Origin of the sequence: Streptomyces albofaciens JCM 4342, assembly GCF_008634025.1 — a bacterium.
Taxonomy (GTDB): Bacteria; Actinomycetota; Actinomycetes; order Streptomycetales; family Streptomycetaceae; genus Streptomyces; species Streptomyces albofaciens.
This window is the reverse complement of sequence record NZ_PDCM01000001.1, coordinates 1,122,509-1,136,602: the sequence shown is the minus strand read 5'-3', so window position 1 is coordinate 1,136,602 and position 14,094 is coordinate 1,122,509. Positions and strand designations below refer to the sequence as shown.

General features: G+C 74.2%; 12 protein-coding genes. 8 read left to right on the top strand and 4 right to left on the bottom strand.

Translation table 11 applies throughout. The features are described from left to right. Positions 1-138: 138 nt before the first annotated feature. Positions 139-1,659 carry an aromatic amino acid ammonia-lyase gene (locus CP973_RS05335; RefSeq protein WP_150238008.1) on the bottom strand — a complete coding sequence of 507 codons (1,521 nt, stop codon included), beginning with the start codon at positions 1,657-1,659 and terminating at the stop codon, positions 139-141. A gap of 244 nt (positions 1,660-1,903) precedes the next feature. Between CP973_RS05335 and CP973_RS05330 the strand changes: the two genes are divergently transcribed. Beyond that, positions 1,904-3,451: an alpha/beta hydrolase gene (locus tag CP973_RS05330; RefSeq protein ID WP_150238006.1), complete on the top strand. Its 1,548-nt coding sequence runs from the start codon at positions 1,904-1,906 to the stop codon at positions 3,449-3,451. 24 nt (positions 3,452-3,475) lie between these two features. Here CP973_RS05330 and CP973_RS05325 read toward each other — a convergent pair whose 3' ends face one another. Beyond that, positions 3,476-4,210 (bottom strand): S1 family peptidase, encoded by a 735-nt coding sequence (locus tag CP973_RS05325; RefSeq protein WP_150238004.1) that lies wholly within the window; start codon positions 4,208-4,210, stop codon positions 3,476-3,478. A 227-nt stretch (positions 4,211-4,437) separates the two neighbouring features. Here CP973_RS05325 and CP973_RS05320 point away from each other — a divergent pair, with 227 nt between their 5' ends. Beyond that, a complete protein-coding gene (locus CP973_RS05320) occupies positions 4,438-4,884 on the top strand; it encodes a hypothetical protein (RefSeq protein ID WP_244409289.1) in 447 nt (148 codons plus the stop codon). Positions 4,885-4,905: 21 nt separating this feature from the next. Here CP973_RS05320 and CP973_RS05315 read toward each other — a convergent pair whose 3' ends face one another. Next, positions 4,906-5,922, bottom strand: a complete 1,017-nt coding sequence (locus CP973_RS05315; RefSeq protein WP_150238002.1) for a LacI family DNA-binding transcriptional regulator — start codon at positions 5,920-5,922, stop codon at positions 4,906-4,908. A gap of 243 nt (positions 5,923-6,165) precedes the next feature. On the opposite strand from CP973_RS05315, the gene CP973_RS05310 reads away from it, so the two are divergent. The 4 genes from CP973_RS05310 (at position 6,166) to CP973_RS05295 (ending at position 9,663) form a co-directional block, all read left to right on the top strand. Further along, positions 6,166-7,077, top strand: a complete 912-nt coding sequence (locus tag CP973_RS05310) for an amidohydrolase family protein (protein ID WP_150238000.1) — start codon at positions 6,166-6,168, stop codon at positions 7,075-7,077. Continuing rightward, a complete protein-coding gene (locus CP973_RS05305) occupies positions 7,077-7,703 on the top strand; it encodes a cysteine dioxygenase (protein ID WP_244409288.1) in 627 nt (208 codons plus the stop codon). Before CP973_RS05310 ends, CP973_RS05305 begins: the two co-directional genes overlap by 1 nt. 63 nt (positions 7,704-7,766) lie before the next feature. Further along, on the top strand, positions 7,767-9,230 hold the full coding sequence (locus CP973_RS05300) for a purine-cytosine permease family protein (protein WP_150237997.1): 1,464 nt from the start codon (positions 7,767-7,769) through the stop codon (positions 9,228-9,230). Between the two features lie 10 nt (positions 9,231-9,240). Next, complete coding sequence (locus tag CP973_RS05295; RefSeq protein WP_150237995.1) at positions 9,241-9,663, top strand: hypothetical protein; 423 nt, start codon at positions 9,241-9,243, stop codon at positions 9,661-9,663. A 335-nt stretch (positions 9,664-9,998) separates the two neighbouring features. Here CP973_RS05295 and CP973_RS05290 read toward each other — a convergent pair whose 3' ends face one another. Continuing rightward, positions 9,999-11,390 (bottom strand): cystathionine beta-synthase, encoded by a 1,392-nt coding sequence (locus CP973_RS05290; protein WP_150237993.1) that lies wholly within the window; start codon positions 11,388-11,390, stop codon positions 9,999-10,001. 250 nt (positions 11,391-11,640) lie between these two features. On the opposite strand from CP973_RS05290, the gene CP973_RS05285 reads away from it, so the two are divergent. Beyond that, complete coding sequence (locus tag CP973_RS05285; RefSeq protein ID WP_150237991.1) at positions 11,641-12,660, top strand: SGNH/GDSL hydrolase family protein; 1,020 nt, start codon at positions 11,641-11,643, stop codon at positions 12,658-12,660. A gap of 149 nt (positions 12,661-12,809) precedes the next feature. Beyond that, positions 12,810-14,030 carry an acetyl-CoA C-acetyltransferase gene (locus CP973_RS05280; RefSeq protein WP_150237989.1) on the top strand — a complete coding sequence of 407 codons (1,221 nt, stop codon included), beginning with the start codon at positions 12,810-12,812 and terminating at the stop codon, positions 14,028-14,030. The last annotated feature ends 64 nt before the right edge of the window (positions 14,031-14,094 follow it).

The window sequence follows — 14,094 nt, the reverse complement described above, 5'->3', positions numbered from 1 at the left end:
CCTCCCGGCCGTGTCCGCGGCCGTGCTCCCGGCCTTCGTGTCGTTGCTGGTCGTGCGGGGCGGCGCGCCGTGCGCCCGCCGTCCCGCCGCCCGACTGTACGTAATCCGGGCCCGCGCCCGGCGGCTTCCGGCCCCGCTTCACAGCGCGGCCAGCCCGTCCAGCAGGGTTTCCGCCACCGCCACGTCCGCCGTCAGCGGCCGGTCGGCCATCCGCGCGTCCAGCGCCCCGGCGGCCAGGGCGAACGCCCGGGCCGCCGGCACGCCCGGCTCGGGCTCCAGCGAGCGCATCCGCAACGCCCGGACGGCGGCGACGAGTTCGCAGGCGAGCACCCGCCGGTACGCGACGCCGGCGCGCAGCGTCTGGCGCGCGCCGAGCGACGCGAAGCTGGCCTGTTCCTCGACGCCGCGGGAGAGCACCGCGTGCCCCAGGGAGGCGGGCTGCGAGGCGGCCCGCAGCTCGCCGAGGGCGGCCCCGGCCGCGTATTCGAGGATCATCACGCCGGAGCTGGCCGGCGCGTGGTCCCCGAGGAACGGGCGCAGCCGGGTCAGATCCGGCTCGGAGAGCGCGGCGAGGCGGGCGGTGGACAGCAGCGCGGTCTGGAGCACGGCGAGCCGGAAGCCGTCCAGGGCGAGGGCCGGGTGCGCGGCGTAGAAGTTGCCGTGGTGGTACGCCGCCTGGTCCGCCACGCTGATGAGCGGGTTCTCGGCCGCCGCGTTGACCTCCACGGCCAGCACCTGTTCGAGGGCGTCGGCGGCGTCCAGCGCGGGCCCGTGGATCTGCGGGACGCAGCGGAAGCCGTACGGGTCCTGGATGCGGCCCAGCGGCGGCGCGGGCCGGGCCGGGGCCCCGGTCAGCTCCCGCATGCGGGCGGCGACCGCGGCCGTCCCGGGGTGCGGGCGGGCCCGGACGACCGGCTCGGCGAAGGGCTCGTACGAGCCGCCGACCGCCAGCAGGGACAGCGCGGCCACCGGCAGCGCCGCGTCCAGCAGGCGCCGCGTCCCGTCCAGCGCGAGCGCGGCCTGGCCGAGGGTGAGCGCGTTGCTGCTGATGAGGGCGAGCGCGTCGTTGCCGTCCAGGGCGAGCGGGGCGGGCGCCCGGCCACCGGCCCAGGGATGTTCGCCCACGAGCGCCAGCCCGGTCTGCGCCAGCGCGGCCAGATCCCCGGTGCCGACCGCCCCGTACTCGTTCACGACCGGATGCGCGCCGCTCTCCAGCGCCTCGGCCAGCGCCGTGATCACCTCGGGCCGCAGCCCGGCACCACCCGCCAGCAGCTGGTTGGCGCGGACGGCCAGCATGGCGCGCACCTCCCGCGCGGGCAGCGGGTCCCCGATCGCCCCGGCGTGACTGCGCAGCAGCCGCAGCCCGTGCCCGTCGTCGGCCGCGACCACGTCCTCCGTACGGTTGGCACCGACACCGGTGCTGCGCCCGTAGACCCGGCCGGTGGCGGCGAGCCGGCGGGCGGTCTCCCAGGACTCCCGCGCACGCGCCAGGTCCCCGGCGGCGAGCGCGGCGGGCCGGGCGGTACGCTCCGCGAGCCCGGCGATCCCGCCCACACCGAGACCGCGCCCGTCCAGCGCGACCGTGGGCAGGGGCGCGGCGGCCGCTTCCGCGGGCACACGGCCGGACCGGATCCCCTGCCTCAGCACCCGGGACGCCATGGCACCGGCCTCCCTTCCCCGGACGGCCCGCCGACCGTTCCACACCCGTCGGGACACCTCGGCATCTATTCACTCACCACGACTCTGCATGACGATATGCAGACGGACAAGAGGCGGGCCGCCGCCGACCGGCCGATCGCCCTCCGGACACCACCCGGCACGGCGGAGAGGTGGGGCACACCCCACCCTCGATCTTGGTGCTGCCCCACTGGGCACCCGGCACCCGCCCGGCCAGGCTGTCGACATGCGAAAATCCAAGCGCCGCCGCCCCGTTGGGGCCTGCGCCGTTGCCACCGCCGCCGTACTCGCCACGGCCCTGCCGTTCCTCGCGCCGCCCGGCGCCGCCGCTTCGGCCGCCCCGGACCGCCCCCGCACCACGCTCGACTGGCAACCGTGCGGTTCGACGCCTGCCAAGGCCGCTTCCCAGCAGTGCGCGACCCTGAAAGTCCCCCTGGACTACAAGGACCCGGGCGGCAGACAGATAGATCTCGCGGTCTCCCGCATTCCGGCCGAGGACCCGGCCGCGCGCCGCGGGGCCCTGCTGCTGATCCCCGGCGGACCGGGCGGTACGGGGCTGGACCGCCCCGCCACCGCGAAGCTCTCGGAACGCCTGCGCGCCGCCTACGACATCATCGGCTTCGACCCGCGCGGCATGGGACACAGCTCGCCCGTGAGCTGCGGCCTTCCGTACGCCGACCTGGCCATGACCACCCTGCGCCCATGGCCCGCGGCCGACGGATCCATCGACGGCAACGTCGCCGCGGCGCGCCGGACGGCCGCCGCCTGCGCCCGGAACGGCGGGCCGGTGCTGCGCGGCATCAGCACCGCCAACGAGGCCCGGGACATCGACCGCATCCGGCAGGCCCTGGGCGAGCACCGGCTGTCCGGCCTGGGCGTCTCGTACGGGGCGTACACCGGGGCGGTCTACGCACAGCTTTTTCCGGACCGGACGGCCCACTGGGTGCTGGACAGCAACGGCGATCCCGACCCGGCCCGGGTGGAGCGCGGCTGGCTGGCGAACTCCGCCGTCGGCGCCGAGGACCGCTTCCCCGACTTCGCGGCGCGGGCCGCCGACCCGGCACGGGCCGACCGGCTCGCCGACCGCCCGGAGGAGATCCGCCCGCTGTTCCTGGACCTCGCCGCCCGCCTCGACCGCACCCCGCTGCCCTGGCCGGACGCCAACCCCGCCGAGCTGAACGGCAACGTCCTGCGCCAGCAGCTGCTGACGAGCCTCCACTCCGACAGCCGGCTGGACGGCCTGATCACGCTGATGCGCGCCGCCCGCGCCAAGCTGGACGACCCGAAGGCCCCGGACCTGCCCGCGCAGCCGGTGCCGTCCCCTGCGGACATCGAGGCGCAGCAGCAGACCGCCGCCGTCTCCACCGCCACTCTCTGCAACGACGTGGCCTGGCCCCGTTCGCCCGGAAAGCACGCCCGTGACGTGGCCGCCGACCGCGTCCGCCACCCGCTGACCGCCGGTATGCCGGTCAACATCACGCCCTGTTCCTTCTGGCCGGCGCCGCCCGCCGAGCGGCCCGTGCGCATCACCCCGCACGGCCCGTCGAACGTCCTGCTCATCCAGAACCGCCGCGACCCGAACACCCCGCTCGCCGGCGCCCGCGCCATGCGCCGGGCCTTCGGCGACCGCGCCCGGATGATCACCGTCGAGGCCGGTGGGCACGGCGTCTACAAGGGCGACGACCGCACCTGCGCGGACGCGCGCACCACCGCGTTCCTGCTCACCGGCGCACGCCCGGCCACCGACATCACCTGTCCCGCCACCCGGGCCTGACGTACCGCCGGCCCCGGCCCGGCGCTAGCGCCGGATGACCGAGCGGATCCAGGCGAGCTGCTGGGAAACCTCCCCGGCCTGGGCGACCGTCTCCCGGTCCGAGCCGTTGAAGACGCCGAGGAGGGTTTCCGAGCCGTGCGGGGCGATGCTCATCACCGGGCCGCCGGAGTCGCCGCCGGCCGGGATCCCGGAGACCTTCTCCATGCAGAAGTCCGGGCCGCCCGGTGCGGTGTGGCCCTCGCACCGGGGGTCGTCCGGCCGTACGACCCGCAGGCTGGACTGCTTGAGGACGGGGGACTGGCAGCTGTTCTCGTCGTCGGTGCAGGTGGCGCCCCACCCGTACTGCCGCACGGTCTGGCCGATGTGGACCGGGGCCGTGGCCAGGCGCGCCGTGGGGATCTTCATCGGCGGGACCTTGACGAGCATCATGTCGGCGTGCGCGCTGCCCACGCGCTTGCCGGGCACCGGGCGGACCGTGGTGCCCTTGCGCACGTCGAGGTCGCCGACCCGGAAGGAGATCCGCTTGTCGGCGATCGGCTCGGCCTGCTCGTAGAAGCAGTGGGAGGCGCTGAGTATCCACTCCCGGGCGACCGCCGTCCCCGTGCACTCCGGTTTGCCGTCGACGAGCATGCGCACCGCCCACGGGCCGTAGGTGCTCCTGGACCCGCCGATGACGGCGGAGGCCGGCACGGCCGTCATCACCGAGCCCGTCACCAGCAGTAAGACGGTCAGCAGCAGTACACGAACGCGACGCACCATCCGGAAACAGCTCCTTTTTCGCCGGGCACGGGCCGTACCGTGAGACACCTCGCCGGGACGAAAGGTTCCGGAGACTCGCGGACGAACCGCACAACTTCGGCCTTGCCGCCGCCCCATGACATTCGTCCCGGCCGGCCGAGGACACTTGACGCTGCCGCGCAGCCCCGCGCCTCAGCAGGATGAAGGCATCACGGAACAGCGGTACTTCACCATCAGGGGCGGGCAGCATGCAGATCTTCACGAAGGCTCGGAAGGACGCGGGGCGGCAGGTCTCCGCGGAGGAGCCGGCGAAGGTGAAGCCGCTGCCGGTGTGGTTCTTCGCGTTCGAAGGGGTGCTGGGGGCCGCTTACGACCTGTGTCACGCGTGGTCCGGTGCCTGGGCGGTGGTCCTGGCGTTCGCCGCGGTCAACATCGTCGTCGGGCTGACCGTGCTGCGCCGCCGGATCAAGCTGGTGAGGGCACTGCTGAAGAACTCCCGTACGCGGTTGATCGCCTTCGGGCTGATCGCCTTCCGGATGGGGGCGCACCTTCTGCTGGGGGCGCTCGGCGCTCAGGTCGCGTCGGCGGCCGGGCACCTCGTGTTCGCGGCGGTCATGGGCGGTGTGACGGTCGCGCTGCTGTGGTTCGACCAGCGGGTCACGTTCCGCGCCCTCGGACTGCCCGTCCCCGCGTGAGGCGCCCGGGACCGCCGCCCCTCAGGCCCGTACGGCCGAGCCCCGCTCGCTCAGCCGCGGCGCGCACAGCATGCGCTTGCGCCGTACCCGCCGTCCCTCGATCGCCGCGACGGCCAGCCGCGCCGCCTCCTCGGCGATGCCGCCGAGGCCCCAGTCCAGCGTCGTCAGGGGCGGGGTGAGCACCTGGGAGACGGGGTGGTCGTCGAAGCCGACCACCGAGATGTCCCGGCCGACCTTCAGCGACGCCTCGGCCGCCGCCGCGTAGACCCCGTACGCGATCGAGTCGGAGAAGCAGAACACCGCCGTCGGGCGGGTCCCGTCCGCGCCGCCGTCGCGCAGCACGCGCCGCGCGACCGCCGTCGCCTCGCCCAGTTCCTGGGCGCACGGGAGGACTTCGGCGGCGATGCCGAGCCGTCCGGCGGCCTCCCGTACGTACACGTCGGCGGGCCGGTCGGGGGTGGACGGGCCGGTCGGGGTCAGGACCGTGATCCGGCGGTGGCCCAGTCCGGTCAGGTATTCCAGTACGGCGTCGATGCCGGCGCGGTTGTCGAAGAGCACCTCGCCCGCCGTACGGGCGCGGCGCAGCGAGTCGCCGATGGAGACCACCGGCACCGCCTCGGCGATCCGCGCCCAGCCCGCCGCCGAGGGGTCGACCGGGGACACCAGCAGTCCGTCCACGCGCTGGTCACGGAGTTGTTTGGCCAGGGCCAGCTCGCGCTGCGGGTCGCCGCCCGCGTCGAGGATGAGGGCGTAGCGGTCGCCCGCGAGCAGTTCCCGCCCTATCGCCGCCATCAGCTGCTGCTGCCACAGGTCCTGGAGGTCGCCGGCCAGTACGCCGACCATGCTCGTCCGGCCGCTGGCCAGGGCGCGGGCGATCGGGTCGGCCTCGTAACCCAGTTCGGCGGCGGCCTTGCGCACCCGTTCCTCGGTCTCCTTGGAGACGTGCGTGCCGCGCAGGGCGTAGGAGACGGCGGCGGTGGAGAGCCCGGTGGCCTCGGCCACCTCGCGGAGGGTGGTGCGCTTACGGGGCCTGGCCATGCCGGAAGCCTACCCAAGGGGCTGCCCGAACCCGCGCGTCGGTCCGCGCGGACGCCGTGCCGTGCGCGTGCCCGCCCCCGCCGTTCCCTTGACACGCCTTCGGGTTAATCGCTTCACTCAATCGCGTAACTGAAGCGGTTAACTTCCCTTGTTCCGGACCGTTCCGAGGGCCGATTATCCCGGCCGACCGAGCCGCCCGCCCGACCGAGCCACTCGGCCGGACAGCCCTCCCGGAGGAAGCCCGTGCCCACCGACGTCCACCAGCACCTCTGGCCGCCACGGTTCCTCGCGCTGCTGCGTACGCGGACCGCGCCGCCCCGATTCGACGGCCGGACGCTGCACCTGCCCGGCGAGCCTCCGTACGCCGTCGACCCCGCCGACCACGACCCCGCCGCCCGTGCGGAACGCGCCCGCGCCGACGGCCTCGGCCGGGCCCTGCTCGCGCTCTCCAGCCCGCTCGGCATCGAGTTCCTGCCGCCCGCCGAAGCCGCCCCGCTCCTGGACGCCTTCCACGACGAAGCGCTCGCCCTGCCCGCCCCGTTCGGCGTGTGGGCCTCCCCCTGCCTGTCCGTCCCCGTCCCCGATCCCCGGCCCGTCGCACGCCTGCTGCACCGCGGCTGCGTCGGCCTCCAGCTCCCCGCCACCGCCCTGATGGACGCCGCCGGGTGGAAGCGCTGCGGGCCGCTCCTCGACGGCGTGGCCCGGCTCGGCCGGCCCCTGTTCATCCACCCCGGAGCCGCGCCACCCGCCCCGCCCGGCAGCCCGCCGTGGTGGCCCGCCCTCGTCCCCTACCTCCAGCAGCTGCACGCCGCCTGGTTCGCCTTCCGCGCCTTCGGCCGCCCCCGCCACCCGCACCTGCGCGTCTGCTTCGCCGCCCTCGCGGGCCTCGCCCCGCTGCACGGCGAACGGCTGGCGGCACGCGGCGGGCAGGACCGCGGGCGCATCGACCCCGGCGTCTTCTACGACACCTCCTCCTACGGCACGCGTGCCGTGGACACGGTCGTCCGCGCCGTCGGCATCGACGCCGTGGTCTTCGGCAGCGACCGCCCGTACGCCGTACCGGACGTGCCCGGCCTCGGCGCCGCCGCCGTGCACGCCCTGCGCACCGCCAACCCGGCCCGCCTCCTCGGCCCGGCGAAAGGAGCCCGCCCGTAATGCCCGAACCCCGCACGCCCCACCGCCCGGCCCCGCGCACCGCCCCTCCCCGGCTCCCCGGCCTCTTCGCCGCCCTCCCCGCCCGCAACCTCGACCGGCGCGAACTGCGCTCCCTCGTCGAGCGGCTGGCCGACTCCCCCGGCCTGTGGCGCGACGAGGTCGCCTTCTCCGACACCGAGCGGCACTACGCGTCCCTCCACCGCGACACCTACGTCGACGTCTGGCTGCTGTGCTGGACCCGGCGCAGCGACACCGGCTGGCACGACCACGACCTCTCGTCCGGCGCGGTGCGCGTGGTGCAGGGAGTGCTCACCGAGTCCAACCCGCGTATCGGCGGCGCCCACCTGAGCACCGCCTTCGGCTCCGGCGCCGCCTTCTGCTTCGGCCCGGACCACATCCACCGCCTCACCGGCGCGACCGACGACACGGTCTCGCTGCACGCCTACTCGCCGCCGCTGTGGCGGCTCGGCCAGTACGCCATCACCGAGGACGGCCTGATGCGCCGCCTCTCCGTCTCGTACGCGGACGAACTCCGCCCCCTGGAGCCCGGCGGGCCCCCGGAGCCCGGTACGGCCGGCCCGGCGCCCGGCGGCCCCCGCGCCACCTTTTCCGGTCCGGGGTATTGATTTCTCCATTCACCCGCGCCGATCCTGCATGAGCCCATACAGCCGGAGCGAGGAGGGCGGCCGATGGCGGCAGTGGTGGAACGGCACTCGATCGACGTCGTACCGGACGCCGAACGCCATGGCACGCCGGTCAGCCAGTTCACCCTGTGGCTCGGCGCCAACCTCCAGATCACCGCCGTCGTCACCGGCGCGCTGGCCGTCGTCTTCGGCGCCCGGGCGCTGTGGGCCGTGCTCGGGCTGCTGCTCGGCAACGTCCTGGGCGGCGCGGTCATGGCCCTGCACTCCGCGCAGGGGCCGCGGCTGGGCCTGCCGCAGATGATCTCCTCGCGGGCCCAGTTCGGGGTGCGGGGCGCGGTGGTGCCGCTGGCGCTCGTGATCGTCATGTACATCGGGTTCTTCGCCAGCGGCACGGTGCTGGCCGGGCAGGCGGTCGGCGAGCTGACGAAGCTGGGCGACACCCCGGGCATCCTGGTCTTCGCCGCGGTCACCGCCGTCGCCGCGGCGGTCGGCTACCGGCTCATCCACATGCTGGGCCGGGTAGCGAGCATCGTGTGCGCGCTGGCCTTCCTCTACCTCGGCGCGCGCCTGCTGGAGCGCGCCGACCTGGCCGCGCTGCTGCACGACCGGTCCTTCTCCTTCCCGCTGTTCCTGCTCGCCGTCTCGCTGTCCGCCTCCTGGCAACTGGCCTTCGGCCCGTACGTCGCCGACTACTCCCGCTATCTGCCCCGCCACACCTCCACCCGGGCCACCTTCTGGTGGACCCTGTCCGGCTCGGTCCTCGGGTCGCAGTGGTCGATGACCTTCGGCGCGCTGGCGGCCGCCGCGGCGCCCACCGCCTTCGTCGGCCACGAGGTCTCCTACGTCGTCTCCCTCGGCGGCACCGGCCTCGCGGCCTCGGCGCTGTACTTCGTCATCGCCCTCGGCAAGCTGACCATCAACGTCCTGAACACCTACGGCGGCTTCATGTCGCTGGTCACCGGCGTCAGCGGCTTCCGCGGCCGCGGCACCCTGTCACCGCGCGGCCGCGCCGCCCACATCACCGGCATCATGCTCGCGGGCACCGCCGTCGCCCTGCTCGGCAAGGACTCCTTCCTCACCTCGTTCAAGGACTTCCTGCTGTTCCTGCTGACCTTCTTCACCCCGTGGTCGGCGATCAACCTGGTCGACTACTACCTGATCTCCAAGGAGCGCTACGACATCCCCGCGCTCAGCGACCCGGCCGGCCGCTACGGCGCCTGGAACGGCAGGGCGCTGGCCGTCTACGGCCTCGGGGTGCTGGCCCAGCTCCCGTTCCTGGCCACGCACTTCTACACCGGCCCGCTGGTGGACCCGCTCGGCGGCGCCGACGTGTCCTGGCTCGTCGGGCTGGCCGTACCCGCCGTCCTGTACTGGGCGGCCGCCCGCCGCGACACCGGCCGCGTACCGCCCGCCACGGTGGCGGGCACGGGTTCCTCTCCCCCGGACGCGGGCCCCTCCCCCGCGAATACGGGGGAAAGCCCTACCGCGCGGCCCGGTCCCCGCCCGTAGTCTCGGCAGCATGGCTACCCATGACCCCGAGCTGAGGAAAGAACTCGACGCGACCCTGCAGACGCGCAAGGAGCTGGGGCCGGAGTACGAGTCCGAGCTGGTCGAGTCCTTCCTGGAGAAGCTCGACACGACGGTCGACCAGCGGGTGCGCCGGCAGTTCGCCGAGCAGCAGATGCAGGTCGCGCGCGGTGCGCAGCCGCCCCGGCCGCGGAGCGCGCCCGGCGGTGGCGGCGGCTATGCGGAGCGCTTCGGCTTCGCCACGGTCTCGCTGGTCCTCGCGGTCCCGCTGTCCGCGATCGGGAGCGCCAACGCGGGACTGACCGGGCTGATCGTCAGCTGGGCGGGCATCGTCGCCGTCAACGCGGTGCACGCGTCCGGCTTCTTCAAGCGCCCCCGCCAGGACCGCAAGCGGGACGAGGACGGCTGGGACTAGGCGGGCGGCCGGTCCGGCCCCCGCACGGGCGTGGTGGCGCGGGGACCGCCGCACCCCGGCCGGGCCGGGGGCGGGACGACGGCGGTCCCCGCGGAGGACGCGCGCCGGCCGGGGCCGGTCCGCGCGTCCGGGCGATCTGCGGAAGGTCCGGGAGCCGCTCCGGAAGTCCGTATCGCCACCGTCACCAATGTGCCCGGTCAGTGTTAAGCCCGTGCTGCGGACACGTGACGCATACGTACACCTTGCGGCGGCCGCCCGTTTCCTGACGGTCACTTGACGCCGGCTGTCCTCGGCGCGGAGCAACCCGGAACCTGGCCCGCCGCCCTCAGGGCCTCCTAGCCCTGCTTCGCCTCCCGCGCCAGGAACGCCAGCAGGTCCTGCCGGCTGACCACGCCCTTCGGCTTGCCCTCGACGAGCACGATCGCCGCGTCCGCCTTCTCCAGGACCGCCATCAGGTCGCCGACCGGCTCGCCCGAGCCGACCTGCGGCAGCGGCGGGCACATGTGCTTCTCCAGCGGGTCCCCGAGCGACGCGCGCTGCGCGAACAGCGCGTCCAGCAGCTCCCGCTCCACGACCGAGCCGACGACCTCCGCGGCCATCACGTCCGGGTGCCCGGCGCCCGGCTTGACGATCGGCATCTGCGAGACGCCGTACTCCCGCAGCACGTCGATGGCCTCGCCGACCGTCTCCTCCGGGTGCATGTGGACCAGCGAGGGCAGCGCGCCCTCCTTGTGCCGCAGCACATCGCCGACCCGGGCCGCGGGACCCGCGTCCTCCAGGAAGCCGTAGTCCGCCATCCACTCGTCGTTGAAGATCTTGCTGAGGTAGCCGCGGCCGCTGTCCGGCAGCAGGACGACCACCACGTCGTCCGGGCCGAGCTTCTTGGCCACCTCCAGGCCCGCCACGACCGCCATGCCGCAGGAACCGCCGACCAGCAGCCCCTCCTCCTTGGCCAGCCGCCGGGTCATCTGGAAGGCGTCCTTGTCGGAGACCGCGACGATCTCGTCCGCGACCGTACGGTCGTAGGCGCTCGGCCAGAAGTCCTCACCGACGCCCTCGATCAGGTACGGGCGGCCCGAGCCGCCGCTGTAGACCGAGCCCTCCGGGTCGGCGCCGACGACCTTGACCCGGCCCTCGCTGGCCTCCTTCAGGTACCGGCCGGTGCCGCTGATGGTGCCGCCGGTGCCGACGCCCGCGACGAAGTGAGTGATCTTTCCCTCGGTCTGTTCCCACAGCTCGGGACCGGTCGTCTCGTAGTGCGAACGCGGGTTGTTCGGGTTGCTGTACTGGTCCGGCTTCCAGGCGCCCGGGGTCTCACGGACCAGCCGGTCCGAGACGTTGTAGTACGAGTCCGGGTGCTCGGGGTCCACCGCGGTCGGGCAGACCACGACCTCGGCGCCGTACGCGCGCAGTACGTTGATCTTGTCGGTGGACACCTTGTCCGGGCAGACGAAGATGCACTTGTAGCCCTTCTGCTGGGCCACGATCGCCAGGCCCACCCCGGTGTTCCCCGAGGTCGGCTCGACGATGGTGCCGCCCGGCTTCAGCTCGCCGGACTGCTCGGCGGCCTCGATCATCCGCACCGCGATCCGGTCCTTCACGGACCCGCCCGGGTTGAAGTACTCGACCTTCACCAGGACGGTCGCCTGGATGCCTCGGGTGACGTTGTTGAGCTTCACCAGCGGGGTGTCGCCGACGAGCTCGATCATGGATTCGTAAAACTGCACGGTGGTCTCCGCTGTCGGGGGCGCGCTGTCCTGCGCCCATCCGACCAGCCTATTGCCCGCTCCCGGGAGGGCGCCGCGCGTTGCGCGGCCCGCCCGACGGGGCACCACCTTGTTGTAGCGCTTCTTGTTCCGGCCACCAGACATCCCGTACCGGGCCCCGCGGCCGGCTCCGGCCCGGCTCCACCCATCCACCGCCACCACTGTTCCGAACGCACTGCACGGGGAGGTGCCCGGCCTTATGCCGATGACGATGTCCAGGGCGAGGGTGGCACGGCGGATCGCCGCTGCCGCCGCGGTGGGCGGCGGCGGGATCGGTCTGCTCGGCGTGGCCGGTGTCGGCCTGCTGCTGACCGAGGTCCGCCTCGCCCGCCGTACGGTCGGCGGCTCCAGCGCCGTGCCGCCCAGCGCGGACGGCCGCTACGGCTCCGCGTTCGCCCACCGCACCGACCGGCCGCCGCTGCGGCTGTGCTTCCTCGGCGACTCCACGGCCGCGGGCCAGGGCGTGCACCGCCCCCGCCAGACGCCGGGCGCCCTGCTCGCCTCCGGCCTCGCCGCCGTCGCGGAGCTCCCGGTCGACCTGCGCAACGTGGCACTGCCCGGCGCCCAGTCCGACGACCTCGACCGGCAGGTCACGCTCGTCCTGGAGGGCCCGGAGCCCGCGCCCGACGTCGCCGTCATCATGATCGGCGCCAATGACGTGACCCACCGCATGCCGCTCGCCCGCTCCGTGCGCCTGCTGTCCGAGGCGGTGCGGCGGCTGCGCGAGGCCGGCTGCGCCGTGGTCGTCGGCACCTGCCCCGACCTGGGCACCATCGAGCCGGTCTACCAGCCGCTGCGCTGGGTCGCGCGCCGCCTGTCCCGGCAGCTCGCCGCCGCGCAGACCATCGGCGTGGTGGCGCACGGCGCCCGTACGGTCTCCCTCGGCGACCTGCTGGGCCCCGAGTTCGAGGCCCACCCGCGCGAGCTGTTCGGCCCCGACAACTACCACCCCTCCGCCGAGGGCTACGCCACCGCCGCGATGGCCGTGCTGCCCACGCTCTGCGCGGCGCTCGGCCTGTGGCCCGAGGAGGAGCGCCCGGAGGCGTACCGCCGCGAGGGCATCCTCCCGGTCGCCGAGGCCGCCGCCCAGGCCGCCGACGAGGGCGGTACGGAGGTCACCCCGACCCGGACGCCGTGGGCCCTGCTCAAGCACCGGCGCCGACGGCAGATTCCCGCGGCGGAACCCTCGGAGGCGGCGGACGCGACGGGCCGCGCGCCGCGGGGCGACTGAGCCGGGCCGCCGGAGCGCGGCCCCACCGCGATAAGCATCCGCTTAGAAAAGAGTCCCGTCTCACAGCGCCGACTGCGTGACCTCCGCCTTACGGCCGGGTAACTTCCCCCACAGTCCTGCCCGTCCGCCCGCCTTCCCCAGGAGCCGTCATGCCCGAAGCCGTGATCGTGTCCGCCGCCCGTTCCCCGATCGGCCGCGCCTTCAAGGGCTCCCTGAAGGACGTGCGCCCGGACGACCTGACCGCCGGGATCATCCGGGCCGCGCTCGCCAAGGTCCCCGCGCTGGACCCGAAGGACATCGACGACCTGATGCTCGGCTGCGGTCTGCCGGGCGGCGAACAGGGCCACAACCTGGGCCGGATCGTCGCCGTGCAGATGGGCATGGACCACCTGCCCGGCTGTACGGTCACCCGCTACTGCTCGTCCTCCCTCCAGACGACCCGGATGGCGCTGCACGCCATCAAGGCCGGCGAGGGCGACGTGTTCGTCTCGGCCGGCGTCGAGACCGTCTCGCGCTCCGTGAAGGGCACCTCCGACGGGCTGCCCGAGACCCACAACCCGCTGTTCGCCGACGCGGAGGCGCGCACCGCCGCCCGCGCCGAGCAGGAGGGCGCCGACTGGCACGACCCGCGCGAGGACGGCCTGCTGCCCGACCCGTACATCGCGATGGGGCAGACCGCCGAGAACCTGGCCCGCGCCAAGGGCATCACCCGCCAGGACATGGACGAGTTCGGCGTCCGGTCCCAGAACCTCGCCGAGCAGGCGATCAAGGACGGTTTCTGGGAGCGCGAGATCACGCCGGTGACCACCCCGGACGGCACGGTGGTGAGCAAGGACGACGGCCCGCGCCCCGGCGTCACCCTCGAAGGCGTGCAGGGCCTCAAGCCGGTCTTCCGCCCCGACGGCCTGGTGACGGCCGGCAACTGCTGCCCGCTCAACGACGGCGCCGCGGCCCTCGTCATCATGTCCGACACCAAGGCCCGCGAGCTGGGGCTGACCCCGCTCGCCCGGATCGTCTCCACCGGCGTCAGCGCCCTGTCGCCGGAGATCATGGGCTACGGCCCGGTCGAGGCGTCCAAGCAGGCGCTCCGGCGCGCGGGCCTGGGCATCTCCGACATCGACCTGGTGGAGATCAACGAGGCGTTCGCCGCCCAGGTGATCCCCTCGTACCGGGACCTCGGCATCGACCTGGACCGGCTGAACGTCAACGGCGGCGCGATCGCCGTCGGCCACCCCTTCGGCATGACCGGCGCCCGCATCACCACCACGCTGATCAACTCCCTCCAGTGGCACGACAAGCAGTTCGGCCTGGAGACGATGTGCGTGGGCGGCGGCCAGGGCATGGCGATGGTCATCGAGCGCCTGAGCTGAGCCCCGCGGTCCGCCGGCGTACGGGGCGGGTGACCGTACGGAGCGGGTGCCGCCCGCCCCGTGT

Excerpts from the sequence above, each read along its gene's own strand:
- CP973_RS05335 (WP_150238008.1), bottom strand. The coding sequence starts at position 1,659 with ATGGCGTCCCGGGTGCTGAGGCAGGGGATCCGGTCCGGCCGTGTGCCC.
- CP973_RS05330 (WP_150238006.1), top strand. The coding sequence starts at position 1,904 with ATGCGAAAATCCAAGCGCCGCCGCCCCGTTGGGGCCTGCGCCGTTGCC.
- CP973_RS05325 (WP_150238004.1), bottom strand. The coding sequence starts at position 4,210 with ATGGTGCGTCGCGTTCGTGTACTGCTGCTGACCGTCTTACTGCTGGTG.
- CP973_RS05320 (WP_244409289.1), top strand. The coding sequence starts at position 4,438 with ATGCAGATCTTCACGAAGGCTCGGAAGGACGCGGGGCGGCAGGTCTCC.
- CP973_RS05315 (WP_150238002.1), bottom strand. The coding sequence starts at position 5,922 with ATGGCCAGGCCCCGTAAGCGCACCACCCTCCGCGAGGTGGCCGAGGCC.
- CP973_RS05305 (WP_244409288.1), top strand. The coding sequence starts at position 7,077 with ATGCCCGAACCCCGCACGCCCCACCGCCCGGCCCCGCGCACCGCCCCT.
- CP973_RS05300 (WP_150237997.1), top strand. The coding sequence starts at position 7,767 with ATGGCGGCAGTGGTGGAACGGCACTCGATCGACGTCGTACCGGACGCC.
- CP973_RS05295 (WP_150237995.1), top strand. The coding sequence starts at position 9,241 with ATGGCTACCCATGACCCCGAGCTGAGGAAAGAACTCGACGCGACCCTG.
- CP973_RS05285 (WP_150237991.1), top strand. The coding sequence starts at position 11,641 with ATGTCCAGGGCGAGGGTGGCACGGCGGATCGCCGCTGCCGCCGCGGTG.
- CP973_RS05280 (WP_150237989.1), top strand. The coding sequence starts at position 12,810 with ATGCCCGAAGCCGTGATCGTGTCCGCCGCCCGTTCCCCGATCGGCCGC.